General features: G+C 66.1%; 27 protein-coding genes. 6 read left to right on the top strand and 21 right to left on the bottom strand.

Annotated elements, in window-relative coordinates; genetic code table 11:
- The 11 genes from QTI04_RS29985 to flgB all read right to left on the bottom strand — a co-directional run.
- Positions 1 to 1,011 (bottom strand): MCP four helix bundle domain-containing protein (locus QTI04_RS29985; RefSeq protein ID WP_286618852.1); only part of this gene is annotated, 1,011 nt, incomplete at its 3' end.
- 34 nt (positions 1,012 to 1,045) lie between these two features.
- Positions 1,046 to 1,564, bottom strand: a complete 519-nt coding sequence (locus tag QTI04_RS29980; protein ID WP_286618851.1) for a chemotaxis protein CheW — start codon at positions 1,562 to 1,564, stop codon at positions 1,046 to 1,048.
- Between the two features lie 61 nt (positions 1,565 to 1,625).
- Positions 1,626 to 2,642: a flagellar assembly peptidoglycan hydrolase FlgJ gene (gene flgJ, locus QTI04_RS29975; protein WP_286618850.1), complete on the bottom strand. Its 1,017-nt coding sequence runs from the start codon at positions 2,640 to 2,642 to the stop codon at positions 1,626 to 1,628.
- A gap of 7 nt (positions 2,643 to 2,649) precedes the next feature.
- Entirely contained in the window at positions 2,650 to 3,747 is a 1,098-nt protein-coding gene (locus QTI04_RS29970; protein WP_286618855.1) for a flagellar basal body P-ring protein FlgI, read from the bottom strand.
- 122 nt (positions 3,748 to 3,869) lie between these two features.
- A complete protein-coding gene (locus QTI04_RS29965; RefSeq protein ID WP_286618849.1) occupies positions 3,870 to 4,529 on the bottom strand; it encodes a flagellar basal body L-ring protein FlgH in 660 nt (219 codons plus the stop codon).
- Positions 4,530 to 4,645: 116 nt separating this feature from the next.
- The gene (gene flgG, locus QTI04_RS29960; RefSeq protein ID WP_286603689.1) at positions 4,646 to 5,428 is read right to left on the bottom strand and encodes a flagellar basal-body rod protein FlgG; all 783 of its coding nucleotides are present in this window, start codon (positions 5,426 to 5,428) and stop codon (positions 4,646 to 4,648) included.
- Positions 5,429 to 5,465: 37 nt separating this feature from the next.
- On the bottom strand, positions 5,466 to 6,209 hold the full coding sequence (locus QTI04_RS29955) for a flagellar basal body rod protein FlgF (RefSeq protein WP_286618848.1): 744 nt from the start codon (positions 6,207 to 6,209) through the stop codon (positions 5,466 to 5,468).
- Positions 6,210 to 6,255: 46 nt separating this feature from the next.
- Positions 6,256 to 7,476 carry a flagellar hook protein FlgE gene (gene flgE, locus QTI04_RS29950; protein WP_286618847.1) on the bottom strand — a complete coding sequence of 407 codons (1,221 nt, stop codon included), beginning with the start codon at positions 7,474 to 7,476 and terminating at the stop codon, positions 6,256 to 6,258.
- Between the two features lie 79 nt (positions 7,477 to 7,555).
- Positions 7,556 to 8,242: a flagellar hook assembly protein FlgD gene (locus tag QTI04_RS29945; protein ID WP_286618846.1), complete on the bottom strand. Its 687-nt coding sequence runs from the start codon at positions 8,240 to 8,242 to the stop codon at positions 7,556 to 7,558.
- Positions 8,243 to 8,263: 21 nt separating this feature from the next.
- Positions 8,264 to 8,680 carry a flagellar basal body rod protein FlgC gene (gene flgC / locus QTI04_RS29940; protein WP_286618845.1) on the bottom strand — a complete coding sequence of 139 codons (417 nt, stop codon included), beginning with the start codon at positions 8,678 to 8,680 and terminating at the stop codon, positions 8,264 to 8,266.
- A gap of 16 nt (positions 8,681 to 8,696) precedes the next feature.
- Positions 8,697 to 9,104, bottom strand: coding sequence for a flagellar basal body rod protein FlgB (gene flgB, locus QTI04_RS29935; RefSeq protein ID WP_286603695.1), 408 nt, complete (start codon positions 9,102 to 9,104; stop codon positions 8,697 to 8,699).
- A 160-nt stretch (positions 9,105 to 9,264) separates the two neighbouring features.
- Between flgB and flgA the strand changes: the two genes are divergently transcribed.
- The 3 genes from flgA to QTI04_RS29920 all read left to right on the top strand — a co-directional run bounded on the left by flgA (position 9,265) and on the right by QTI04_RS29920 (position 10,802).
- Positions 9,265 to 9,975, top strand: a complete 711-nt coding sequence (flgA, locus tag QTI04_RS29930; RefSeq protein ID WP_286618844.1) for a flagellar basal body P-ring formation chaperone FlgA — start codon at positions 9,265 to 9,267, stop codon at positions 9,973 to 9,975.
- 84 nt (positions 9,976 to 10,059) lie between these two features.
- Complete coding sequence (flgM, locus tag QTI04_RS29925) at positions 10,060 to 10,353, top strand: flagellar biosynthesis anti-sigma factor FlgM (protein ID WP_286603697.1); 294 nt, start codon at positions 10,060 to 10,062, stop codon at positions 10,351 to 10,353.
- Positions 10,350 to 10,802, top strand: a complete 453-nt coding sequence (locus tag QTI04_RS29920) for a flagella synthesis protein FlgN (protein WP_286618843.1) — start codon at positions 10,350 to 10,352, stop codon at positions 10,800 to 10,802. The genes flgM and QTI04_RS29920 overlap by 4 nt, the downstream gene beginning before the upstream one ends.
- A 45-nt stretch (positions 10,803 to 10,847) precedes the next feature.
- Here the strand turns inward: QTI04_RS29920 and QTI04_RS29915 are convergent, their stop codons facing one another.
- Both QTI04_RS29915 and QTI04_RS29910 read right to left on the bottom strand, forming a co-directional pair.
- Complete coding sequence (locus tag QTI04_RS29915) at positions 10,848 to 11,981, bottom strand: zinc-binding dehydrogenase (protein WP_286618842.1); 1,134 nt, start codon at positions 11,979 to 11,981, stop codon at positions 10,848 to 10,850.
- Positions 11,982 to 12,147: 166 nt separating this feature from the next.
- Complete coding sequence (locus QTI04_RS29910; protein ID WP_286603701.1) at positions 12,148 to 13,461, bottom strand: hemolysin family protein; 1,314 nt, start codon at positions 13,459 to 13,461, stop codon at positions 12,148 to 12,150.
- Positions 13,462 to 13,484: 23 nt separating this feature from the next.
- On the opposite strand from QTI04_RS29910, the gene QTI04_RS29905 reads away from it, so the two are divergent.
- Positions 13,485 to 14,327 (top strand): symmetrical bis(5'-nucleosyl)-tetraphosphatase, encoded by an 843-nt coding sequence (locus QTI04_RS29905; protein WP_286618841.1) that lies wholly within the window; start codon positions 13,485 to 13,487, stop codon positions 14,325 to 14,327.
- Positions 14,328 to 14,339: 12 nt separating this feature from the next.
- Here the strand turns inward: QTI04_RS29905 and QTI04_RS29900 are convergent, their stop codons facing one another.
- The 5 genes from QTI04_RS29900 to guaD form a co-directional block, all read right to left on the bottom strand.
- Positions 14,340 to 15,806 carry a DEAD/DEAH box helicase gene (locus QTI04_RS29900; protein ID WP_286603703.1) on the bottom strand — a complete coding sequence of 489 codons (1,467 nt, stop codon included), beginning with the start codon at positions 15,804 to 15,806 and terminating at the stop codon, positions 14,340 to 14,342.
- 145 nt (positions 15,807 to 15,951) lie between these two features.
- On the bottom strand, positions 15,952 to 16,827 hold the full coding sequence (locus QTI04_RS29895) for a neutral zinc metallopeptidase (RefSeq protein WP_286603705.1): 876 nt from the start codon (positions 16,825 to 16,827) through the stop codon (positions 15,952 to 15,954).
- 48 nt (positions 16,828 to 16,875) lie between these two features.
- Positions 16,876 to 17,139 (bottom strand): hypothetical protein, encoded by a 264-nt coding sequence (locus tag QTI04_RS29890; RefSeq protein ID WP_286603706.1) that lies wholly within the window; start codon positions 17,137 to 17,139, stop codon positions 16,876 to 16,878.
- 137 nt (positions 17,140 to 17,276) lie between these two features.
- Positions 17,277 to 17,843, bottom strand: a complete 567-nt coding sequence (gene dcd / locus QTI04_RS29885) for a dCTP deaminase (RefSeq protein ID WP_286618840.1) — start codon at positions 17,841 to 17,843, stop codon at positions 17,277 to 17,279.
- 60 nt (positions 17,844 to 17,903) lie between these two features.
- Entirely contained in the window at positions 17,904 to 19,193 is a 1,290-nt protein-coding gene (gene guaD / locus QTI04_RS29880; protein ID WP_286618838.1) for a guanine deaminase, read from the bottom strand.
- Positions 19,194 to 19,392: 199 nt separating this feature from the next.
- On the opposite strand from guaD, the gene QTI04_RS29875 reads away from it, so the two are divergent.
- Complete coding sequence (locus QTI04_RS29875; RefSeq protein ID WP_286618837.1) at positions 19,393 to 20,550, top strand: glycosyltransferase family 1 protein; 1,158 nt, start codon at positions 19,393 to 19,395, stop codon at positions 20,548 to 20,550.
- Positions 20,547 to 21,209 carry an acyltransferase gene (locus tag QTI04_RS29870; RefSeq protein WP_286603711.1) on the top strand — a complete coding sequence of 221 codons (663 nt, stop codon included), beginning with the start codon at positions 20,547 to 20,549 and terminating at the stop codon, positions 21,207 to 21,209. The genes QTI04_RS29875 and QTI04_RS29870 overlap by 4 nt, the downstream gene beginning before the upstream one ends.
- A 17-nt stretch (positions 21,210 to 21,226) precedes the next feature.
- On the opposite strand, the gene QTI04_RS29865 is transcribed toward QTI04_RS29870, so the two are convergent.
- The 3 genes from QTI04_RS29865 to QTI04_RS29855 all read right to left on the bottom strand — a co-directional run bounded on the left by QTI04_RS29865 (position 21,227) and on the right by QTI04_RS29855 (position 24,590).
- On the bottom strand, positions 21,227 to 22,318 hold the full coding sequence (locus QTI04_RS29865) for a BMP family ABC transporter substrate-binding protein (protein ID WP_286618836.1): 1,092 nt from the start codon (positions 22,316 to 22,318) through the stop codon (positions 21,227 to 21,229).
- 218 nt (positions 22,319 to 22,536) lie between these two features.
- A complete protein-coding gene (locus QTI04_RS29860) occupies positions 22,537 to 23,589 on the bottom strand; it encodes an adenosine deaminase (RefSeq protein WP_286618834.1) in 1,053 nt (350 codons plus the stop codon).
- Positions 23,589 to 24,590: an aromatic ring-hydroxylating dioxygenase subunit alpha gene (locus tag QTI04_RS29855; protein ID WP_286618854.1), complete on the bottom strand. Its 1,002-nt coding sequence runs from the start codon at positions 24,588 to 24,590 to the stop codon at positions 23,589 to 23,591. Before QTI04_RS29855 ends, QTI04_RS29860 begins: the two co-directional genes overlap by 1 nt.
- Positions 24,591 to 24,757 lie beyond the last annotated feature (167 nt).

Here is a 24,757-nt window from a genome sequence, read left to right as displayed (position 1 = left end):
CACGCTGCCGCCCTTGACCGCCACTTCGGAGGCCGAGGCCGCCAGCTGGTTGGCCTGGCGCGCGTTGTCCGCGTTCTGCTTGACCGTGCTGGTGAGCTCTTCCATCGACGCGGCCGTCTGCTCCAGTGAACTCGCCTGCTCTTCGGTGCGCGACGAGAGATCCTGGTTGCCGGCTGCGATTTCCTTCGACGCCACCACGATCGAATCGGTCGCGCTCTTGATCCGGGTCACAAGGTCGGTGAGCGTGTCTTCCATCTCGCCCATGCCGCGCAGCAGCCGGCCGAAGTCGCCGCCGCGCTGGGTCTCGAACTCCTGGCTGAGATCGCCCGAAGCGACGGTCTCGGCGATGAACAGCGCCTCATCGATCGGCTGGACGATGCTGCGCGTCAGCCGCCACGCCAGCACCGTGCCGAGCGCGATGGCGAGCAGCGCCAGGACGATCACGTTGGTACGGCCCGTACGGTAGAGCTCTTCGATCGCCGTGGCCGACTTGTCGATCTGCGCCTGCTGGTGGCTCAGCATGGCGCGGATGCTCGCGTCGTAGTTCTCGAGCGTGGACAGCAGCTTCTCGCCGCTGAGCCGCGTGGCCTCCGCAAGATTGCCCTCGGCCTTGAGCTTGAGGATCGCGTTGCGCAGGTCGACGTACTCCGCGCGCTTCTTCTTGATGTCGGCGCTCAGTGCGAGCTCTTCGGGCGACGACAGCACATCCTCGAGCTTCTTCTGCGTCTCCGAGATGGCAGCGCTGGTCTTGCTCATGTTCTTTTGCAGGAATTCCTGCACCTCGGGGTCATTGCTCTTGAGCAACGCAAAGGTGCGAACGCTGTTCGTGCTGGTGGAGAGCAGCCAGCTTGCGGCCAGGCGCTCCTTCTCCAGCGAACTCCGCGCCAGCTCGTGCGTGGCTTCGCCCACGCCTTGCAGCCGCACCACGCCAGTGCCCGCGATGACGGCCACGAGGGCGAGCACCAGTGCAAAGCCGCCACCCAGGCGGGTACCAATCTTCCAGTCCTTCATTGCTTCTCCAAATTCGTCTGTTGTGTTCGTTGTCTCAGGCGGTCATCTTCTCGATGAGGCCCATTTCTTCGCTGGACATGAGCCGGTCGATGTCCACAAGGATCAGCATCCGCTCGTCCAGCGTGCCCAGGCCGATCAGATAGTCCGTGTCCAGCACCGAGCCCATCTCCGGCGCAGGCTTGATCTGCTCGGCCGCCAGCGTGATCACGTCCGACACGCTGTCCACCACCATCCCCACCACGCGCCCCCCGATGTTCAGCACGATCACCACCGTGAACTGGTCGTAGCTCGGCGTGCCCAGCGCGAACTTGATGCGCATGTCGATGATCGGAACAATGATCCCGCGCAGGTTCACCACGCCCTTGATGTAATCCGGCGCGTTCGCGATCCGCGTCACCGCGTCGTAGCCGCGAAGCTCCTGCACCTTCTGGATGTCGATGCCGTATTCCTCTTCGCCCAACGTGAAGGTGACCACCTCCAGCCGGTTCGCGTTCGCGAGGACCGCAGAGGCAGCGCGGCCCGCGTGTTGATGAAGGCTTGTGATCTCTGCCATGGGTGTCCTTTGAGTAGGCTCGAGGGGGTGTTCAAAAACGGAAGTAGCCGGCCGTCGCCGATCAGCCGAACTTCTGCATGATCCGAACGAGCTTCTGCCCGTACTGCGGATCGGTCGCGTACCCGGCACGCTGCAATCCATGTGCGGCTTCGGTCGGGTTGTCGGTGGCCAGCACGTTGGCGTAGCGCGGATTGCGGGTCATGAAGCGCGCGTAGTCGGTGAAGGCCTCGTCGTACGAGGCGTAGGCCCTGAACTTCGCGCGAATGCGCTGAGGCTCGCCGTCCACGTATTCGGTGGTCGTGGTTTCGACCACCGGGCCCTGCCAGCTTCGATCGGCCTTGATGCCGAACAGGTTGAAGCTCTGCGTGCCGTCGTCCGCGCGGATCTCGCGCTTGCCCCAACCGGATTCGAGCGCGGCTTGCGCCAGGATCAGCGGCGCGGGAACGCCGCTCGCATTGCTCGCAGCCTGCGCCGATGCACCCATGCGGTTGACGAATTGGTCGACGTGGCTTTGCAGGTTCGCGGTGGCGTTCGATCCGTTGCCCGAGCGGTCGTTGTTGACCTGGTAGAGGCTCAGGTCGACCCGTGCCGCCGACGAAGACGGCGCGGGCTGCGAGGGCTGTGAAGGCGAGGAGCCGAGCGGAATGCCCGATTGCGCGTGCAACGGCATGCCGCCGCGCGGCAGCAGCGACATGACTGTCGGCTCCGCACCGTCGTCGGAAGCGCCCGCGGCGATGCTGCGCTGCAGCTGCGCGAGCATCGCCTCGGCCAGGCCGACACCGCGGCCCGACAGGCTCTGCGTGAGCTGCTGGTCGAGCATCGACGTGTAGATCTTCTCGTTCTGGCTGTCGATCAGGCCGCTGGACGGCGAGGCCTCGCGCATGCTCTTCAGCACCATGCCCATGAAGAGGGCCTCGAACTGCCGCGAGACCTGCTTCAGGCCCTCCTCGGGCGACGCGCGGACGGTGCGCCGCAGCGCATCGACCCCCTGCACGTCGAGCGCAAAGCGCTGGTCGAGCGCGCCGGTGCGGCTCGCCACGTCCGCGCCGGTCCACTGGTTGGCTGCTGAAATCGCCATGGCGGCCTCAGATGATTTCGAGCTCGGCGCGCAGGGCGCCGGCCGACTTCATGGCCTGGAGGATGGACACCAAGTCCTGCGGATTGGCGCCGAGTGCGTTCAGCCCCTTGACCACGTCCGCGAGCGAAGCACTGCCACGCACCATCTGCAACGCACCGCCAGCCTGGTTGACCGAGACTTCCGAGGTCTGCGTGGCCACCGTCCTGCCGCTCGAGAACGGACCCGGCTGGCTGATGACCGGCTCGGTGTTGATGACCACCGACAGGCTGCCATGAGCGACCGCACAGTCGCCCACGCGCACGGCCTGGTTCATCACCACGGACCCAGTGCGCGCATTGACGACGACACGCGCCACCGCCTGCGTGGGCGTGACTTCGAGGCTTTCGAGACGCGCGAGGAAACTGACGCGCTCCTGCGGCGTGTCGGGCGCCCGCACACGGATCACTCGGCCGTCCACGGCGTCGGCCGAGCCGGGACCGAACTGGCGGTTGATCGCCTCGACCGCGCGCTGTGCCGTACCGAAGTCGGAGCGCATGAGCTCCAGCGCGAACATGCCATCGCCGCCGACGGAAGTGTCAACCGCGCGCTCGACAAGCGCGCCGGCGGGAATGCGGCCCGAGCTGAGCTGGTTGATCTGGACCTTGGTGCCGTTGGCCGACGCACCCGCGCCGCCAACGACCATGTTGCCCTGCGCTATCGCATACACCGAGCCGTCGACACCCTTGAGCGGGGTCATCAGCAGCGTGCCGCCGCGCAGGCTCTTGGCATTGCCCATGGACGATACCGTCACGTCGATGCTCTGACCGGGCCGCGCAAACGAAGGCAGCGTGGCCGTGACCATCACCGCCGCCACGTTCTTGAGCTGCATGTTCACGCCCTGCGGGATCGTGATGCCGAGCTGCTGCAGCATGTTGTTCAGGCTCTGCGTCGTGAACGGCGTCTGCATCGTCTGGTCACCCGTGCCGTCCAGCCCCACCATCAGCCCGTAGCCGATCAGCGGGTTGTCGCGCATGCCCTGAATGCTGGCAAGCTCCTTCAGCCGCTCCGCGTGCGCAGGCGAAAACAAAGCAACGGAACAAGCGGCCGCAAATCCCAAACGAAGCAAGCCGTTGAGAGGCCACTTCCAGAAATACCGCGGAACCGGCTTCGCCGGGCCGCTGGTATTGCCCCCTGCAAGGGGGTAGGCGTAGCGACACGAAGTGCGCGAAGACTGGGGGTGTTTCATATCTAGAACGGCATGACGTTCAGGAAGAAGCGCTGCATCCAGCCCATGTGCTGCGCCTCGTCGATGTAGCCCTTGGCCGTGTATTCGATGCGTGCGTCGGCCACCTGGGTCGACAGCACGGTGTTGTTGCCGGTGACGGTGCGCGGGTTCACCACGCCCGAGAAGCGAATGAACTCGGTCCCCTGGTTGATGCCCATCTGCTTCTCGCCGCTCACCAGCAGATTGCCGTTGCCGAGCACGTCGGTCACCGTGACGGTGATCACGCCGTTGAAGTTGTTGGCCGCATTGGCGCCGCCCTTCGCGATGAGGGCATTGGTGCCGGACATCTTGGCGTCCTGGTCCCGCAGCAGCCCGCCGAGCACCTTGGGAACCGCCTCGAAGGTCGCGCCCATGCTTCCGTTGCGGCTCGCGTTGGCCCCGGAGTTCTTGCTGGCGTTGAGCTTCTCGCTGATCACGATGGTCAGGATGTCGCCCACGTTGCGCGGCCTGCGGTCTTCGAACAATGCGACGTCGCGCCCCGCGGCCTGGAAGATCGCGCCCGTCGCGGGCCGTGTCTGCACCGCAGCCATCGCATCCGCGCGCGCCGTCATCGGCTGGTGCACCAGCGGATCGCGTGGAATCTGCGCGCAGCCCGTCGCCAATACGATGATGAACAAGAGCACGAAATGCCCCAAGCCAGGAACACCGCGGAACCGGCTCTGCCGGGCCGCAGGTGTTGCCCCCTGCAAGGGGGTTGGCGAAGCGACACGAAGTGCGCGAAGACTGGGGGTGTGCATGTCTACAGCTGGGTTAGACGTTGCAGCATCTGGTCGGAGGTCTGGATCGCCTTGCTGTTGATTTCGTACGCGCGCTGCGTCGCAATCATGTTGACCAGTTCTTCCACCACATTCACGTTCGACGCCTCGGTGTAGCCTTGGCTCAGAATGCCGGCGCCGTCGACGCCGGGGTTCACCAGGTTCGGTGCGCCGGACGAATCGGTCTCGGTGTAGAGGTTCTCGCCCATGCTCTGCAGGCCGGTCGGATTGAGGAAGGTCGCGAGCTGAAGCTGCCCGACCTGCACAGTGGCAGTACTACCCGCTTGCGTGACCGACACGATGCCGTCACGGCCCACGGTGAGGCTGGTAGCGTTCTGCGGAATGGTGATGGCCGGCTGGATCGGGAAGCCGCTCGCCGTCACAAGCTGGCCGTCGCGGTCGGTCTGGAAATTGCCGTCGCGGGTGTACGAGGTCGTGCCGTCCGGCATCAGCACCTGGAAGAAGCCAGCACCGTTGATGGCGAGATCCTTCGGGTTGTCGGTCTTGGTCATGTTTCCCTGCGAGTGCATGCGCTCGGTAGCGACCACGCGCACGCCGGTGCCCACTTGCAGGCCCGAAGGCAGGCGCGTCTGGTCCGAAGTCTGGCCACCGACCTGGCGCAGGTTCTGGTACATCAGGTCCTCGAACACGGCGCGGCTTTTCTTGAAGCCGGTGGTGCCGACGTTGGCGAGGTTGTTGGACACCACGTCGAGTTGCGTCTGCTGGGCTTCGAGGCCGGTCTTGGCGACGTAGAGGGAACGAATCATTGAATTACTCCTGCGGGGGTTGCGCGCTGGGCCCGGCTCAGCCGTAGGCCAGCAGCTTGTTGGCCGACTGCGCGTTGGTGTCGGCGGTCGAGATCGCCTTCATCTGCATTTCGAAGCTGCGTCCGTTGGCGATCATGGCGACCATGGCCTCGACCGGATTGACGTTGCTGCCTTCGATCACACCGGGCGCGACGGTCACCGCCGGGTCGGCTTCGGCCGGCGGCAGGCCTTCGCGCATGCGAAAGAGTCCGTCGTCGCCGCGCACGAGGTCGGCGGTGGGGGGGTTGACGAGCTTCAGCCGGCCGACCTGGGCCACCCCGGTGGCCGGATCGCCGACGCCGCGCGCAGCGATGGAACCGTCGGACGCGATCGTGACGGTGGACCCGGGCGGGATCACGAGGGCGCCGGCGTCGCCGACGACCAGGCGCGCACCCATGGTCATTACCTGCCCGTCCGCACCCACCTGCAGGTTGCCGACGCGCGTGTAGGCTTCGCCGCCGCCGGGCACCTGCACCACGAACCAGCCTTCGCCGCGCACCGCGACGTCGAGTTCGCGGCCGGTCTCAGTCAGCGGACCGTGCGTGAAGTCGGCGCCGGGCGTGGTGGCAGCAACGAAGGCGCGTGTCGACGATTCCTCGCCCACCACGGGCACGGCGCGGAAACTGTTGATCTGCGCGCGAAAGCCCGGCGTCGAGACGTTCGCCATGTTGTTGGCGACCGAGGCCTGTTGTTCCATGGCCTGCTTGGCGCCGCTCATGGCGACATACAGCATTCGATCCACTGCTTGCTCCTGGAAATGGGGGACTGCGTGTGTTCAGGCGCGAGGATCAGCGGATGTTCATCAGCGTCTGCATGACCTGGTCCTGCGTCTTCACCGTCTGCGCGTTGGCCTGGTAGTTGCGCTGCGCGACGATGAGATTGACGAGCTCGGAGGTCAGGTCGACGTTGGAGGACTCCAGCGCGCCGGATTCGAGCGAGCCCAGCTTGGTGCCTTCGCCCGGCGTGCCGGTGAGAGCCTGGCCCGAGGCCAGCGTCTCGGCCCACATGTTTTCGCCCTTGGGCTCCAGGCCGTTGGGATTGGCGAAGGACGAGAGAACGACCTGGCCCAGCAACTGGGTCTGCTCGTTCGAGAACTTGCCGGTGATGGTGCCGTCGGGGTTGATCGAGTAGGAAGTCAGTTCGCCGGAGGTGTAGCCGTCCTGCGCGAGGGCGCTCATGCCGTTGATGGCGCCGCGCTGGGTCGTGCCCGAGAGGTCGACCGTCATGTTGGCGCCGTTGGCACCGGTCGTGTAGGTCTGCGGCGGCAGCGTGATCAGGCCGCCGGTGGGTGCCGTGAGACTGCCGTTGCCGTCGAAGGTGAGGGTCGAGAGGGCAGCGCCGCCGTTCATGGCGGCACCGTCCATGGTGCCGTAGACGCTCCAGGTGTTGGCGGGCGTAGGGGACTTCACGAAGTACACCGCGAGGTCGTGCGGATTGCCGAGCGAGTCGTACACCGGGCCTACCGCGTTCGAGTAGTTGAAGGTGTCGGAGTCGGTCGCGTTGAAGGGCGACTTGGTCGGTACCGCTTCGCGCGAATCGAGGTTGAACTCGGCCTGGATGCCGGTGGTTGCCTTCGGCGCCATCCCGCTTGTCGGGATCTGGATCGCGGTGGGCGTGCCGCCGCTGATGCCACCGCTGGCGTTGACGCCGTAGCCCGTGAGGCGCAGGCCCGAGGCGTTGACGATGTAGCCTTCCTTGTCCTTGGTGAACTGGCCGTTGCGCGAGTACATGACTTCACCGCTGGCGCTGGCCAGGCGATAGAAGCCGTCGCCGTTGACGATGGCGACGTCGAGCGGGCGGCTGCTGGTCTGCGTCACGCCCTGCGTGAAGTTCTGCACCACGCCCGACACCGATGCGCCGAGGCCGACGCGCGAGCCGGCGTAGACGTCCTGGAAGGTCGCGGCGGCGGACTTGTAGCCCACGGTGCCCGAGTTGGCGATGTTGTTGCCGATGACGTCGAGGTTCGCGGCGGCCACGCCGAGCCCGCTGATGCCTTGGGAGAAACTCATGAGGGAATCCTTGTTTCAATGCGATGAATGAACGGACTGCAGCGCCTGGCTGCTGCCGGGGGAGAAGACCGGACGGGTGTCAGAGGAACATGCGCACGTCGGACAGGCCGATGCTCTTGCCCGATGCGAGTTCGAGCGTGACGCCGCTCGCGCCCTGCTTGACCGCGGCCACCTGCGCGAAGGTGAGCGAAGTCGCTGCCACGGTGGCGCCGTCATTGGTGGCGGCCACCTTGAACTGATAGGCGCCGGCAGGCACCACGTTGCCCGCGTCGTCCTTGCCGTCCCAGGTCACGGCGTTGACGCCTTCGGTCATGGAGCCGGCATCGATGGTGCGCACGGTCTTGCCGGTGGCATCGACGATCTTGATTTCCACGTCGCCGGCCGTGCCAGGCAGCTGCACCGCGAAAGCCTGGACCGCCGGATCCTTGCCGTCCTCGGGCGCGGTCGTCTGGAGGGTGTCGCCGGGCGATAGCACGTTGTAGCCTATGAGCGATGCCGCCTGCAGCACCTGGTTCGAGCCGGTCTGGCTCACCAGGCCCGACAGCGTGGCGTTGAGCTTCTCGATGCCGCTGACCGTGCTCATCTGCGCGAGCTGCGAGGTGAGTTCGGCGTTCTCCATCGGATTGAGCGGATCCTGGTTGTTGAGCTGCGTCACCAGCAGCTTGAGAAAACGCTGCTCGCTGTCCGCGTTCGCGACGCTGGCGGTGCTCGCCGCCGCGCTGGCAGCGTTGGAGCCGGTGATGGAAGAGGTGTCTGCGATGGCCATGAAGGGCTTTCCTGTAAGGGTTTACTGGCCGACGGTCAGTGTCTTGAGCATCAGCGTCTTGGCGGTGTTGAGCACCTCGACGTTGGCCTGGTAGCTGCGCGAGGCCGAGATCATGTTGGTCATCTCTTCGACCACGTTGACGTTGGGCATCGCCACGTAGCCCTCGGCATTGGCGCGCGGGCTCTTGGGATCGAAGACCATCCTGGCGGGCGACGAGTCCTCGACCACGCTCGAGACCTTGACGCCGCCGATGTCCTGCTGGCCCGAGGCGGCCACTTCGAAGACGACCTGCTTGGCGCGGTAGGGCTGGCCATCGGGGCCGGCGACGCTTTCGGCGTTGGCGAGGTTGCTCGCGGTCACGTTCATGCGCTGCGATTGCGCGGCCATGGCGGACCCCGCCACGCTGAAGATGTTCATGGAGGCGCTGGGATACGGCATGCGGGTCTCCGGGTGCTTACTGCTGGACCGCCGACAACAGCGTCTTGATCTTGGCACCGAGCACCGTGAGGTTCGACTCGTAGCGCAGCGCGTTGTCGGCGAAGTTGATGCGCTCGGCATCCATCTCGACGGTGTTGCCGTCAATGCTGGATTGGCTCGGGACGCGATAGAGCAGGTCCTGGTCGGGCATCGCCTTGGCAACGCCTTCCAGGTGGCGCGACGACGTGGTGGCCATTGCGACGGACTGGGACTGTCGCCCCTGCTCCACGGCCTGCGTGAGCCGGCTGTTGAAATCGAAGTCGCGCGCCTTGTAGTTCGGCGTGTCGGCGTGGGCGATGTTGGCCCCCAGCACTTCCTGGCGCTGCGCCCTTAGATTGAGTGCTTCGCGATTGAAGCGAAGCGCTGCATCCAGCTTGTCGATCATGTGGTTCCACCATTTGAGGCATCGCGTACGCACGAAGGCATGGCGACTGATGGAAAGCGAGTCTATGCACGCCTCTCTTTTGCAATGGGTCGAACAAAGGGGGTTTTCTCCAGCACTTCGCACCTTCGCCTGGAGGGGTGCCTTCCTAGAATCGACCGCGATGAAACGACGCAAGCCCTGGAACCGCCTTCTGTGCATCGTCCTGCCGACAGTCATGGCGGGCGTGGGCGCGGCGACCGCATCGGCCGCCGCGGCGCTGCCGGACGCGGCGCGTTCCGCGATCGACAAGCTTCTGCAGGTGCAGACGGCCGGCCTGCCGGGCAAGGTGACGTTCGGCATCAAGGCGTCCGCGTCGACCGCCCTTCCGCCTTGCGAGGATTTCGAGGCTTTCATGCCGGCCGGGACCGCGCCTTGGGGGCGCGTATCCATCGGCTTGCGGTGTCGCGGCGAGAAGCCGTGGATGCGATTCGTGCCAGTCCACGTTGCCGTGGAGGGCCGCTACTTCGTCGCCGCGCGCGCGATCGAGGCGGGCGAGGCCGTGGGCGCCGCTGACGTCACCGAGCGCACGGGCGATCTCAGCGCCTTGCCGCGATCCGTCATTACCGACGCTGCCGCGCTGCGTGGAGTCGTGACCGCCAACCGCGTCGGCGCCGGCGCGCCTCTGCGCAAGGAACTGATGCGCGGCCTGGTGGTGATCCAGCAGGGGCAGACCGTGCAACTGGTTGCACAGGGACAGGGGTTTTCCGTCAGCACCGAAGGCAAGGCCATGACCCGGGCGGAAGTCGGCGCCACTGTGCAGGCCAAGACCCGCGACGGCCGCCTGCTGACGGGCATCGCCGGCGAAGATGGGCATATCCGGCTGTCGCAGTAGCCTGAACTCGCAATTTGTGACATACGGAGCCTAAAGATCCCGTCCAGCCGGCCGATATACGGGTCAGCCCTTTGAGGAACCATCTTGAAAATTGATCAACCCGCCCCCTCGGCAACGCCCCTCCCCCGCACTTCCAAGGCGGTCACCGCCCCTGCGTCCGGCGCCGAAGCCACGGAGCGCGCCAAGGAGGCAGGACAAGTGTCGGGCCAGATTCATGCCCTGCCGGCCGCACCGGGTGGCGGCGATTTCGACGCGGCGCGCGTCGCAGCGATCCGCGAGGACATCCGCGCCGGCCGCTACCAAGTCAACCCCGAGCGCATCGCCAGCGGCTTGCTGGACAGCGTTCGCGATCTGCTCGACTCCAAGAAAAATCCATGAACACCATGCTGCTCTACCTCCACGCGGAGAAATCCTGCGTCGAGGAGTTCCTCACGGTCCTGGACACTGAAGAGCAGGCCATGTCGAATGGCCACTTTGGCGAACTGGCGTCGATCTCGGAACAGAAGATCCAGTTGCTGGAGCGCATCGCCGAACTCGATCGCCAACGCGAAGCCGCGCAGGCCGCCCTGGGATTCGAACCCGGTGCCGACGGCGCGGAAGCCGCCGCGGCGGCCGGTGGCGAAGCGACCCGCCAGGCCTGGGCCGTCCTGCTCGAACTCGCCGAACGCGCCCGCGCGCACAACCTGCGCAACGGCACGATCGTCTACACGCACCTCGACTTCACGCAGAAGGCGCTGCAGTTCCTGCAGTCCAGCGTGCCGTTGTTCTATGGTCCGGACGGCGTGCGCAAGACCTCCAGCAACGGCACGCGCCTCGCCCTGGGCTGATGGCATCGCCCGGCAGGTGCCCCGAGGGGCGCGCCTGCCAACTCGTTACCTGTTCGGATTGAGCAGGTACTTCTCGCCCGTCGCGTGCTTCGAGTACACCGCGATCTCGTCCAGCCCCAGCGCTTCGACCAGCGAGACTTCCTTGGTGTAGTGGCTCGCAAAGGTCGTCTTGAGTTCCGCCGCCACGCGCGCCTTCAGCTTCTGCGCCCCTTCGGCGCCGATCTTCTGGAGGAAGGGGAACAGCAGCCAGCCCCCCATGCCCCACGTCATGCCGAATCCGCGCGTGAACTCGGTCGGGCCGCGATCCAGCCCGCCGTAGATGTAGACCTGCTTGTGGATCGAGGAGCCATAGCGGCTGTATTCCTTGGCCGTCCTGTTGATGGCCGCTTCCATGCAGGTCAGGATCTGCCCGGCCAGCTTGCCGCCGCCGATGGCGTCGAAAGCGAGCGTGGCGCCGGTGGCGACCAGCGCATCCGTCAGCTCATGCATGAAGTCGGGCGACGTGGCGTTGCACACGTACTTGGCGCCGATGGCGCGCAGGATGTCCTCCTGCTCCTTCTTGCGAACGATGTTGACCAGGCCGATGCCGTCCTGGATGCAGATGCGATTGAGCATCTGGCCCAGGTTGGAGGCTGCGGCTGTGTGCACCAGCGCCTTGTGCCCTTCGCGGCGCATCGTCTCGACCATGCCCAGCGCCGTGAGCGGGTTGACGAAGGAGGACGCACCTTCGGCCGGCGTCGTGCCCTCGGGCAGCGGCATGCACTGGGCGGCGTCGATGCAACGGTACTGCGTGTACATCGCGCCGCCGATCATCGCAACCGTCTTGCCCATGAGCGCCTGCGCTGCGGGAGAGGCGCCCGCGGCGATCACCACGCCGGCGCCCTCGTTGCCGACCTGCATGGACTGGTCCAGGCGCGCGGCCATGCTCTTCATGGCGAGTTCGGGGATGCTGGCCGTCACCACCGGCCTGGCAGCAGTGCCGGAGGCCTTCGCGGTCCGCATGTCGGCGGCGCCGAAGAGCAGTCCGAGGTCCGACGGGTTCATCGGCGCGGCCTCGACGCGAACGACGACTTCGTTGGCGGCCGGTTGGGGGATCGGTTCTTCCTGCAGCGACAGTTCGAGTTCGCCGTTGCTGCGGACGAGAGTGCGGATCTGGAGCGTGGTAGCGGGCAGGGTCATGGGGGGTCTCCGGGGCTGGGGGCGGCCAGTATAGGAGTCGGGGGTCAGACCCCGCTGGCCAGCTCTTTTCGAGAAGCTTGTTGAGAAGATTGTCCATGGGCATCCTCCCAGGAAACCCAAGGCATCCTTCAGTTATTTTGAGAAGGTCTTGAGGGGATTCGCCAGCTCAGGGCGCCAGATCCGCCGCCCCCGCATCCGGATAGGCCAGCACCCTGTCGATCCGCCTGCCATCCAGTTCGGCAACCTCGAAGCACCAGCCCGCGCAGTCGATTCGCTCGCCAACCTCCGGCAGTTGGCCGGACACGGACATCAGCAGGCCGGCCACCGTGTTGTAGCGCCCGCGGTCCTCGTCCGGCAGTTCGCGGATTCCAAGCCGCGCGCGCAGTTCGGAGACGGGCATCAGGCCATCGAGTTCCCAGACGCCGTCCGGTCGCTCGCGCGCCCAGGCCTCGGCGTGGGTGGCGACCTGCAGTTCCCCGGTGATTGCTTCGAGCAGGTCGCGCGGTGTCATCAGGCCCTGCACCACGCCGTATTCGTCGACCACGAACACCAGCCGCCCGGCGCGCGATCGAAATTGCTCGAGCAGTTCCATGCCGGTCAGCGTCTCGGGCACGAACACGGCCGGCTGAACGACCTCTTCGACGGTTCCCTCATGGTCCGGCCCGAGCCGAAGCAGTTGCGCAACGCTCACCACGCCGACGACGTCGTCCAGCGAGTTGCGGCACACGGGATACCAGGAATGGACCAGGTTGAGCGCACCAGCCGCCGAGACCTTCTGCAGGCACTGGGCAATGGTGAAGGAGGCTTCGAGCCATTCGATATCGGCGCGCGGAACCATCAGCGACGTGAGCCGGCGGTCGTCGAGGTGGAACACGTTGCGCACCATCTGGTGCTCGTGCATCTCGATCACGCCCGCATCGACGCCTTCTTCCAGGCTGGCGGAGATTTCCTCCTCGGTCACCACCCTTGCCGCATTCGAGTCGATGCGCAGCAGCTTGAGGACGGTGGCCGTTGCTCCCGACAGCAGCAGCACGAAGGGCTTGCCCGCAGTGGCCAGACCTCGCATCGGCCGCGCCACGTAGCGCGCGACAGGCTCGGGATAGAGCTGGCCGATGCGCTTGGGCACCAGCTCGCCGAAGATGATCGTGAAGAACGTGATGCAACTCACCACCACCGCCGTGGAAGCAACGCTGGCCGTGCCGGCGCCCATGCCGACCTCGCGCATCCAGGCCGCCAGCGGCTCCGCGAAGGCAGCCTCGCCCACGATGCCGCTGAGCATGCCGATGGAGGTGATCCCGATCTGAACGCTCGACAGGAACTGCGTCGGATCCTGCATGAGCTTGAGCGCCGCAGCGGCGCCCGCGTCCCCTGTTTCGGCCAGCGCAGCAAGGCGCGCGCGACGGCTGGTGGAGAGGGCCATTTCGGACATTGCGAACAACGCGTTGAGCGTGGTCAGCAAAGCCAGGAGGAAAACATCCATGAACGCGGGAGAGAATGGGGATCATGGCACTTTACTTGATCGGTGACGTGCAGGGCTGCGACGGGCCCCTGCAGCGCCTTCTCGACGACATCGCCTTTTCGCCGAGTCGCGACACGCTGGTCGTGCTGGGCGACTTGGTCAATCGCGGCCCCGCTTCGGCGGACGTGCTGCGTCGCATGCAGCGCCTGGGCGCATCGGCGCGGAGCCTGCTCGGCAACCACGACCTGCACCTGCTCGGCGTGGTCCACGGCGCGCGCAAGGCCGGCCGCAAGGACACGCTCGCCAGCGTGCTGGAGGCGCCCGACCGGGACGCGATGCTCGATTGGCTGCGCCAGCAGCACATGGCCCTTCACCAGACGATCGGCGGCGACGATCTGCTGATGGTGCACGCAGGCGTGCTGCCGCAGTGGAGCGTCGGCGATACCCTGTCGCTCGCCGCCGAAGTCGAAGCGGTGCTGCGCGGTCCCGCGCTGTCCGAATTCCTGCAGACGATGTATGGAAACGAGCCCGCGCAATGGAACGACGCACTGACCGGCGATGCGCGGCTGCGCGTCATCGTCAATGCATTGACGCGGCTGCGCTTCTGCACCCGCGAGGGCGTGATGGAGTTCGAGACCAAGGATGGCGCCGGTGCCGCGCCCGAGGGCTACATGCCGTGGTTCGACGTGCCTGGCCGCCGTACGGCCGCAGCCACCGTGGCGTGCGGTCATTGGTCGACGCTGGGCTGGGTCTCGCGACCCGACCTGCTGTCGACCGACACCGGTTGCGTGTGGGGCGGCTGCCTGAGCGCCGTGCGAATCGGCACAACGCCACAGGAGCGAGAGCTGATTCAGGTCAAGTGCCCGCAGGCACGAAAGCCGGGCTGAGACGCCCGGTGATCAGCTCGGTTCGGCACTCTTGAAAAGAGCCGGAACCTTGCGCTTGGTCTTGATGTTGCTTGAGATGCCACGCGCAGGCGTGGTCTTGGCCGCAGCTTCCCACGCGGGAGCAGCTTCGCGATCCGGCGTCTCGTAGGGCTGCTCGAAGAAAGGATCGCGCGGCGCGGCCGGAGCGCGGTGCGGACGACCACCGCGCACGGGACGCGCCTCGCTGCGCTCGCGGGGGCGGTCCAGCGTGTCGAGTACGTCGCGTGCATCGCCCGCCTCGCCCTCTTCGCGCCAATGGCGGCGCCCGTCGTTGATGCGGCCGCGCGGGCGGTCTTCCTCGAATTCGATCGCCTCGAGTTCTATCTTGTTCTTGATCAGCTTCTCGATGTCGGCGACCAACCGCACGTCGTTGCCACCGCTGGCAAAGCTCACGGCGAGACCCGACGCGCCGGCACGGCCGGTGCGCCCGATACGGTGCACGTAGTCCTCGGCGTTGAACGGAATGTCGAAGTTGAAGACGGCCGGAACGTCCTTGATGTCGAGACCGCGGGCGGCAACGTCGGTTGCCACCAGCAGGTCGACCTCGCCAGCCTTGAAGGCTGCGAGTGCCTTGAGGCGCTCGTCCTGGCTCTTGTCGCCGTGCAGCGCGGTGGTCTTGAGGCCCTCGCGTTCGAGCGAGCGCGCCAGGCGCGCGCAGCCCAGCTTGCTATTGACGAACACGAAAGCCTGAGTGATGCCGCGCTGGCGAATGATCTGCTTGAGCGCACGACGCTTGTCGTCGTCGCTCACGCTGTAGAAGCGCTGCTCTACCGTGGAGGCCGTTTCGTTGGGCCGGGCCACTTCGATCGTGACCGGGTTCTGCAGGTAGCTGCCGGCCAGTCGCTTGATCTCGGGCGAGAAGGTCGCCGAAAAGAGCAGCGTGGTGCGCTGCTTAGGCAGGTAGGAGAGGATGCGCTGCAGATCCGGCAGGAAGCCGATGTCGAGCATGCGGTCGGCTTCGTCGAGCACGACGTACTCGACCTGGTTGAGCACCGCGTTCTTGGCCTCGATATGGTCGAGCAGACGCCCGGGCGTGGCGACCAGCACTTCGACGCCCTTCTTGAGTTCGAGCGTCTGGGGCTTCATGTCGATGCCACCGAACACCACGCAGCTGCGCAGATTGGTGTACTTGGCATAGAGCTTGACCTGCTGCGCAACCTGATCGGCGAGTTCGCGCGTGGGCAGCAGCACCAGGGCGCGCACCGGATGGCGCGCAGGCGAGGTCGAGCTGTTCTCGTGCTTGAGCATCCGCTGCAGCAGCGGCAGGGAAAACGCGGCCGTCTTGCCGGTGCCGGTTTGCGCCGCGCCCATCACGTCCTGGCCCGCCAGGACCACCGGAATGGCCTGTTCCTGGATGGGCGTCATGGTCTCGTAGCCCATTTCGGCTACGGCACGCGCCAGCGGTTCGGCCAGGGAAAGATTGGAGAAGGAGCTTGTCATGAAGCCCTCTATTGTCGCATTTATGGCTCACCCCCAGGCTTCGCGCACTTCGTGTCGCTTCGCCCACGCCCCTCCGGGGGCAACTCCGGCGGTCCGGCGGAGCCGGTTCCGCGGTGTTTCTGGACCTCGCTGGTGACCCTACTTGCTACAGGTTCTTGGCGGCGAACGTGTCGCAGTCCTGGAGATTTCCGCTCTTGTAGCCGACGCCGAACCAGCGTTGGCGCTGGGCGCTGGTGCCGTGGGTGAAGCTGTCCGGCACGACCGCGCGGCCGGCGGAGCGCTGCAGGGCGTCGTCGCCGATCTTCTGGGCGGCGTTCATGGCGGCTTCGATGTCACCGGGGTCCAGCCACTGCTTGGATTGCTGCGAATGGTGGGCCCAGACGCCGGCGAGGCAGTCGGCCTGCAGTTCCACGCGAACGCTGATGGCGTTGTTCTGCGCCTGGCTGAGGCGGCCGCGCATCTGATCGACTTTGTCGGTGATGCCCAGCTCGTCCTGTACGTGGTGGCCGATCTCGTGGGCGATGACGTAGGCCTGCGCGAAGACGCCGGGGGCGCCGAGCTGATTCTTGAGGGTGTCGAAGAAGCCGAGGTCGATGTAGACCTTCTTGTCGCCAGGGCAATAGAACGGGCCCATGGCCGACTGGCCGGTGCCGCAGGCGGTTGGCGTCGCGCCGCGGAAAAGCACCAGCTTAGGGGTTGCGTAGGAGCCGCCGTGCTGGCGGAAGATGTCGCTCCAGACGACTTCGGTGTTCTTCAGCACGGTGGAGACGAAGGCCGCTTCGCGGTCACTGGCAGGCGGCTTTTGCGCCGGCCCTTGCTGCACTTGCGGGGCCGGCTCCCCACCGCTCAGCAGGCCCAGCACCGTGAGCGGGTTGATGCCAAAAATCCAGCCGGCAATCAACGCCACGGCCACGGTGCCGATGCCTACGCTGCGCCCTCCGATCGGAAAACCGCCCCCTCCACCCCCACCGCTGCGCCGATCTTCGACGTTGTCGGATTGTTCGTTGCCTTCCCATCTCATCTCGCTCTCCTTGCCGCTATCGGGCGGCGCTCGCAGGATGGTACGCGCTCAGCGGGAAACCACGTATCCGACATTCATGACGCCGTCATGGGTGCCCGGGCGGGCCATGGCGGCACTTTTTTCGGCGCTTCTTTCGGCGGCCGCTGCAGCGAGCGCGGCGCGCTCCTGCGCGTAATGCGCCTCGGCCTTTTGCACCTGTGACCGCGTCACCACGACCATCGCCACGACCTGCACCAGCGCGATGGCGGCCAGGGCCGCGAGCAGCAGACGGCGATAGGGGTGCATCTCGCGCACGTTCTGGAAAATCGACATGTTCTCGCTCCTGAAGCCACGCCTCCTGCGTGGGATGGAAGGAGATGCTGCCGATCGGCGGCGCGCCGCACCCGACGCGCTGGCCGCTAGACGCTGTAGGACCGCGCCGAAGCCGATCCGCAGGCTTTGCGAAGGCCTCAGGCCTTGGGAAGCGTGACGCCGCGCTGGCCCTGGTATTTGCCGCCGCGGTCCTTGTAGCTGGTCTCGCAGACCTCGTCGCTCTCGAAGAACAGGACCTGGGCGCACCCCTCGCCCGCGTAGATCTTTGCGGGCAGAGGCGTCGTGTTGCTGAACTCCAGCGTGACGTAGCCTTCCCACTCGGGCTCGAAGGGCGTGACGTTGACGATGATGCCGCACCGCGCGTAGGTGCTCTTGCCGAGGCAGATGGTCAGCACATTGCGCGGAATGCGGAAGTACTCGACCGTGCGCGCCAGCGCAAAGCTGTTGGGCGGGATGATGCAGCTGTCGCCATGGAAGTCGACGAAGCTCTTTTCGTCGAAGTTCTTGGGGTCGACCACCGTGCTGTGAATGTTGGTGAAGACCTTGAACTCGGGCGCGCAGCGGATGTCGTAGCCGTAGCTGGAGGTGCCGTAGCTGATGATCCGGTGGCCGTCCTGTTCGCGGATCTGGCGGGGCTCGAAGGGCTCGATCATCCCACTCTTCTCGGCCATGCGCCGGATCCATTTGTCGCTCTTGATGCTCATGTCAGGGTCCTTCCTCGGGGGCGCTATTCTAGGCAGCAGGCGCCCCTGCCCCTTCGGCGCTCAGTTGCCCAGGGCCTGCGAGATCACGGTTCGCTCGATCAGCCGGTCGTCACCCAGCACGATCATCGCGAAGAGCAGTTCCTCCAGATTGTTCGCGAGCGCGGTCTTGCGGGCCAGCAGCGGCGTGGCCTTCGGATCGATCACCACGAAGTCCGCCTCGCAGCCCGGCTGCAGGTTGCCGATGACGCCATCCAGGCCAAGCGCGCGCGCCGCGCCGCCCGTGTGGCGCCACCAGAGCTGCGACGGCGGAATGCTCACGCCGGGCTTGGTCTGGCCTTCCCGGCCCGCGTAGTAGGCCGCGAGCATGGTCGCGAAGGGGCTGAAGCTGGTGCCGCCGCCGACGTCGCTGGCCAGCCCGTAGCGGTAGCCGATACGGTCAGCGCCCTCGAAGTCGAAGAACCCGCTGCCGAGGAAAAGGTTGCTGGTCGGGCTCACCGCCGTGGCGGTCTTTGTCTCGCGCATCAAGCGGCGGTCGTCGTCGTCGAAGTGGATGCAGTGCGCGTAGACGGCGCGTTCGCGCATCAGGCCGAAGCCCGCGTAGACGTCGAGGTACGAGCGCGCCTGAGGGAACAACTCGCGCGCCCACTTCACCTCGTCCTTGTTCTCCGCGACATGGGAGTGAATCCAGGTGTCGGGGTATTTCGCGGCCAGTTCGCCCGCACCGCGCAGTTGCGCATCGGTGCTGGTGGGCGCAAAGCGCGGGGTGATCGCATAGCCCAGGCGGTCCACGTTGTGCCACTGGCGGATGAGGGATTCGGTGTCGATCAGGCTCTGTTCGGTCTGGTCGCGTACACCGTCAGGGGAATGGCGATCCTGCAACACCTTGCCCGTGATCATGCGCAACTGCCTGCGCCGGGCGGCCTCGAAGAAGGCCTGCACCGATTGCGGATGGGAGGTCGCGAAGGTCAGCGAGGTCGTGACGCCGTTGCGCAGCAGCTCGTCGAAGAACACCTCCGCCACTTCCGCCGAATGGGCGGGATCGGCGAACCGGCTCTCGGCCGGAAAGGTGTAGTTCTCGAGCCAGGGCAAGAGGCCATCCGCGGGCGCGCCGATGATGTCGGTCTGCGGGAAGTGGATGTGCATGTCGACGAAGCCCGGCGAAAGGATTCGCCCCGGCCAGTGCGTGACGGCCACGCCCGGATGGCGGGCCGCGACGGTGGCGAAGTCGCCGCCATCCTGCACGCGTTGCCGCCCGTCGGCATCGGGGCCGACGACCAACAGGCCGTCCTCATCGAAAACCGGCTGGCCGGCGGCGTCGAATCGCAAAAGGGAGGCACGGTACGCTTGCATGGGCACGGAGGGTAAGGCAGCGACGCCGGTATGCAATGTGCTAGCTCATATGGACGCTATATGGCGGCAGCGCTGCCGCCCCGCGCGAATCGCACGATCGTACTTCCGGCCGGCCCCCTCCGCAGTCGAACATAATCCGGCCAATTCATTACAGGAAAAGTATGCCTTCACGTGACGCCGCGAAGAGCGCCCAGTGCAGATGAAAGTGCTTCTGATCGCGAACTATGAGCCCGACGGCCAGACCAGCATGCTCGCCTTCAAACGCGTCCTGGAACGCGAGCTTCCCCGAATCGGCTGCGAACTGCGGGTGGTCTCCCCTCCGAAGCGCGTGCTTCGGGGGTCCTATACCTCCCGCTGGTGGAAGTGGCTGGGCTACGTCGACAAGTTCATCCTCTTCCTCCCCTCGCTCGCGGGCAACGTGCGCTGGGCCGACGTGGTGCACGTCGCCGACCACTCCAACGGCATGTACATCCCCCGGGTGAAGGCCAAGCCCAACGTGATCACCTGCCACGACGTGATCGCGGTGCAGGCCGCCAAGGGCCTGGTGGACGGCTGGAACGTCGGCTGGACCGGCAGGCTGTTCCAGCGGCTGATCGTGAATGGAATGGCCAGCGCCGACCTCGTCGCCTGCGTGTCCGAGATGACCCGGCGCGAAGTGCTGGCCATGGGCTTCGCGGACGAGCGCAAGGTCACGACCGTGCTCAACGGCCTGAACGACGACTTCGCGCCCGTGGCGCCGGACGAGGCGCAGCGCCTTGTGAATCGTCTGGGAATCTCGGTGCAGGACAGGTTCCTGCTGCACGTCGGCTGGGACTTGGATCGCAAGAACCGGCGGGGCGTGCTCGAGGCGTTCATCGCACTGCAGGAGCGCGCGGCAGCGGCCGGCGTCGCGCCGGTGATGGACCGACTGCTCTTCGTGGGACCGGAGTTGTCGCCCGAATCCGCAAAGCTCGCTCAGGAGCATGGGGTCGCCGACAAGATCAAGACCGTGCACAAGATATCGCACGAGGAACTGCGCGCGATCTACTCCAGCGCCACGGCCCTCCTCTTCCCATCGCTCCAGGAAGGTTTCGGCTGGCCGATCATCGAGGCGCAGGCCTGCGGTTGCCCGGTCTTCACGTCCGACCTCGCACCGATGAACGAGATCGGCGGCGAGGGCGCGGTGTACGTCGACCCCGGCGACCCGACCGCCATGGCCGCGGCCATCGAGCAGGCCGCGCAGCGGCTGGGTGAGATGCGCCGCCTCGGGCTCGACAACGCCGCGCACTACACCTCGGCGCAAATGGCGGCGAACTACGTGGCCGCCTACCAGCGCGCGATCAGGGAGCGCACGACCCAGCCCGCGACCCAGCCATGAAGAAGCTGCTGGCGCTGGGTGTCGTCTTCCTCCCCTGGAAGCTGAAGCGCTGGGTCTTGCGGCGCTTCTGGGGCTACCGGATCGCGGACGGGGCGCGCATCGGCCTGTCCTACGTCTTCCCCGGCGAACTGGTCATGGGCGAAGGCGCCTACATCGGGCACTTCAACGTGGCCATCCATCTCGGCAAGCTGGAATGCGGGGCGCACTCGGTGATCGACCGCTCCAACTGGATCACCGGCCATCCGCCCAAGGGCGCCCATTTCACGCACCGCACGCAGCGCGAGCCGGTGCTCGTCGTCGGCGAGCATGCGGCCATCACCAAGTCGCACATCATCGACTGCACGGACAAGATCGAGATCGGGCCCTTCGCGACCATCGCGGGCTACCACTCGCAGTTCATCACGCACGGCATCAACGTGGCGGAGGGACGGCAGGACTGCAAGCCGATCCGCATCGGCGCCTACTGCCTGGTCGGAACGCGTGTCACGGTGCTGGGTGGCGCGGCGCTGCCGGACCGGTCGGTGCTCGGCGCGGGCTCGGTGCTGAACAAGGCCCACACCGAAGAATGCGCGGTGTACGCCGGCCAGCCTGCGGTCAAGGTCAAGGGCCTCGATCCCGAAGCCGCGTACTTCAATCGGAAGCGCGGCTTCGTCCACTGAGGGAGCCTCAGCGCGGGTTACCCGCGGCGGGAGACTCGTCCTTGCACGCCTTCGACGAGCCAGTTCATATTCAGGATCTGTTCGTCGCTGAGGTTCTGTCCTTTCGGGATGACGACGTGGCCCTCGTTGTCGCGCACATCGGCTGCGGCCTGGAACGGCTTCACCTTGCCAGCGGCGATGTCCTGCTGCCGCGCCAGCACCTCGTCCTGCACGGCCTTCGGCACCTTGGGACCGAAATCGCCGACGCGGATCATGCCTTCCTTGACGCCGCCCCAGACCTTGCCGCTCTTCCAGGTGCTGTCGAGCACGGCGCGCGCGCGCTCCGTGTAGTAGCCGCCCCATTGGTGGGTGACGGCGACGATCTGCGCCTCGGGCGCGACCTTGCGCATGTCGGAGTGGTAGGCCACAGCCATCTTGCCGCGCTCCTGGGCCGCGGTCATCACGGCGGTCGAGGCGGTGTGGAAGGCGATCACGTCGACGTCCTGGTTGAACAACGCCATGGCCGCGTCGCGCTCCTTCGGCGGATCGAACCAGACATCCAGCCACACCACCTTGACCTGCGCTTTCGGGTTGACCGAACGCATGCCCAGCGTGAAGGCGTTGATGCCCTGCAGCACTTCGGGAATCGGGAAGCCTGCGACATAGCCCGCGACGTTCGTTTTCGTCATGCGGCCGGCCGCGACACCGGCTAGGTAGCGCCCTTCGTAGTAGCGCGCGTTCGCGGTCGCGACATTGGGGGCGGTCTTGTAGCCGGTGATCGACTCGAACTTCACGTCCGGAAAGTCCCGCGCGACCTTCATGGTGGGTTCCATGTAGCCGAAGCTGGGCGTGAAGATGAGCTTGTTGCCCTGCTGTGCCAGATCACGAATGACGCGCTCGGCGTCCGCGCCCTCGGCGACGTTCTCGACATAAGTGGTCTTCACCTTGCCGGCGAGCGCGGTCTCGACGGCCTTGCGACCGTTTTCATGCTGACGAACCCAGCCGGCATCGGTGATGGGCGCGACGTACACAAAGCCGATCTTGAGTGGATCGGCCTTCGGCGCGGTCTGGGAAAAAGCTGGAAGGAAAAAACAGGCGGCCGCGAGCGCGGCTGCGAGGTTTTTATACATGGTAGTCCTCTACATGGCCCCGGAACGAAAAATGGCGCTGCGGGGCAGCAGCGCCGGGCGGGTATTTTACCCGGGCGCCAGAAACCCTCCATCGTCCGCGTGACTTGCGCCGCCTGTGGTGGTGGCCGATACAGGCCAAGGCCTATCGCGACGATGGCCCGCGGGTCGTCCGGGTCAAGGGCGGCAAGCCGGATCCTTGAAGCCTTTCGGAGCGTCGGTCAGGCGAAGGCGTCGAAGGCCGCGTTGAGCCGATCGACGTAAGCCCGCTTGGCCGTCGCATCGACGAAGCTGCCCTCGAAGCTGTTGGCTGCAAGCTGCCACGCATGCTGCGCCGTCAACCCGGTCGCGGCGAAGGTCTCGACGAAGTTCTGGTTCATGTAGCCGCCGAAGTAGGCCGGGTCGTCGGAATTGACGGTGGCGACCAGGCCGGCGTCGAGCAGTTCGCGCAGGTTGTGCTGCCCCAGGTCGGGGAATACGCAGAGCTTGAGATTCGACAGCGGACACACGGTCAGCGGAATGCGGTCCTGCGCGAGGCGTTGCATCAGCGCGGCGTCCTTGGTGCTCTGCACGCCGTGGTCGATGCGCTCGACCTTGAGCACGTCGAGCGCGCTCCACACGTAGGCCGGCGGCCCCTCCTCGCCCGCATGCGCGACGAGGTGGAAGCCGAGTTCGCGGCAGCGCGCGAACACGCGCGCGAACTTTTCGGGCGGATGCCCGAGTTCGCTGGAATCCAGGCCGACACCGATGAAGCGATCGCGGTACGGCAGCGCCTGCTCCAGCGTGGCGAAGGCATCCTCCTCGCTCAGATGGCGCAGGAAGCACAGGATCAGCGCGGCATCGACGCCGAGCTTGTCCTTGGCATCGACGCAGGCGCGGTGCAGGCCGTCGATCACGGTCTGCATCGATACGCCGCGCTCGGTGTGCGTCTGCGGGTCGAAGAACATCTCCGTGCGGATGACGTTGTCTGTCGCGGCACGTTCCAGGTAGGCCCAGGCCATGTCGTAGAAGTCCTGCTCCTTCAGCAGCACGCTGGCGCCGGCGTAGTAGATGTCCAGGAAGCTTTGCAGGTTGGTGAAGGCGTAGGCGCGGCGCAGGTCTTCGACGCTCGCATACGGAATGGTGACACCGTTGCGCTGCGCGAGCGCGAAGATCAGCTCGGGCTCGAGCGAGCCCTCGATGTGCATGTGCAGCTCGGCCTTGGGCATGGCGCGCAGGAGCGCCGGGAGGCGGTCCGCGGGAACGTCGCGAACGGTGTGGCGGGGCGTGTTCATCAGCAGACTCCGAAGGTGATGCCGCGCATTTTGAGGTGGCGGCGGTAGAGGGACGAGGCCTTGTCGGCCACGGTGTGCAGTTCGGCGCGCAAGTCCAGCGGCAGACACTTGGGGCGCTGCGATTCGAGCACCGGCTTGTCTTGCAGGAAGATCGTGTCCTGGAAGGCGCGCAGCGCCGTGTCGTCGCGCTCGAAGTCGGCGGTGGCAAGGCGGAACCAGACGCGGCTGCGCTCGGCATCGATGGGGCAGATGTAGAGTGCGATCGATTCGCGGTAGTCGTCGATGCCGACGCTCGCCGCCTCGGGGATCTTGGTGAGCACCGCCGTATAGGGTGCGGTGACTTCGTAGGTGTATTCGACTTGCGCGGGCGCGGTCGAGTTGATGGTGGACTGCGGCTGCCAGGCCTTGCAGCCCGTTGCGAGCAAGCCGTGCGGCGTGGCTTCGACGCGGTAGTCGTCGATCGCGGTCATGTCGCGCGCGCCGAGCCAGCCCTCGTGAACAAAGCCGAAATGCGACATGTCGAGGAAATTCTCGACCAGGCGCGGCGCGCTGGTCTCGACGTCGTAGGGGCCGCAGTTGAGCTTGCGCAGGCGCATGTCGTCCTCGGGCGCGAATGCGGGTATCGCATCGCCCTCGCCGTCGGCCGGGGCATCGAGCCGTACCCACACCAGGCCATGCGCCTCGCGCGCCGCATGGGTCATGGCGCGGTGCGTGGCCGGGGGGACGAACTCTGGCAAGGCCGGAACCTGCATGCAGCGACCGCCGGCCTCGAAACGCCAGCCGTGGTAAGGGCATTCAAGACGTGCGCCGCCCTCGCATTGCACCACCCGGCCGAGCGAGAGTTGGGCGCCGCGATGCGGGCAGCGATCCGTCCATGCATGAACGGCTGCCACATCGTCGCGCCACAGCACAAGGCTTTCGCCGAGCAGGCGCACGGCGACGGGTGCTGCCGCCACATCCTCGGCCAATGCGACCGGATGCCAGAGTTGTCTTTCAATCATCATGAGTCGCGATTCACCCCCAGGCTTGCCCACTTCGTGCGGCCGCCCACCCCCTCGCCGGGGGCAATGCCAGTGGCCGGCGAAGCCGGTTCCACGGCATTCCTGAGATGGCTATTAAAGGAAAAGGGTTGCACTTGGCAACCCTCCACTCCTTCCGTCAGTAACGG

It is taken from the genome of Variovorax sp. J22R115 (genome assembly GCF_030317005.1).
In the GTDB taxonomy this organism is placed as follows: domain Bacteria; phylum Pseudomonadota; class Gammaproteobacteria; order Burkholderiales; family Burkholderiaceae_C; genus Variovorax.
The sequence above is the reverse complement of the archived record's forward strand: the minus strand, read 5'-3'. Positions and strand labels throughout refer to the sequence as shown.